This window comes from Agrobacterium sp. 10T429 (assembly GCF_056393925.1).
Genome location: NZ_JBFTGV010000079.1, coordinates 1 through 394 on the forward strand (window position 1 = coordinate 1; position 394 = coordinate 394).

Below are 394 nucleotides of genomic sequence, written 5' to 3' on the forward strand. Positions count from 1 at the left end.
CCGGATCAGCTTGCCCAACAGCGGGGCGGTCAGCAGCCAGCGGTGCCAGGCCAGGCGGACGTCCGGCTGGCGCAGCACGCTGCGGATGACCAGCGTGGCCACCGCGATCACGGCCAGCGCSGCCCACCACCAGTTSCGYACGAAATCCGACAGCGCCAGCATGAYGATGGTCAGYGTCGGCAACTTCTGCTTGGTGTTGGCGAAYACGCTCACCACCTGCGGCACCACATACGACAGCAGGAAGATCACGATGGCGAATGCCACCACCGTGACGATGGCCGGGTAGGTGAAGGCCAGCCGGATCTTCGAGGTGAGCTGGTTGCGCGTCTCGATATAGGTCGCCAGCCGTTCCAGCACCACGCCGAGGTGGCCGGAGTGCTCGCCGGCCGAGACC

At 66.5% G+C, this 394-nt stretch carries 1 protein-coding gene; it reads right to left on the bottom strand.

The features are described 5' to 3' along the window. A partial coding sequence (locus tag AC1DCP_RS26615) for a type II secretion system F family protein (RefSeq protein ID WP_476774902.1) occupies positions 1 to 394 on the bottom strand: 394 nt, incomplete at both ends.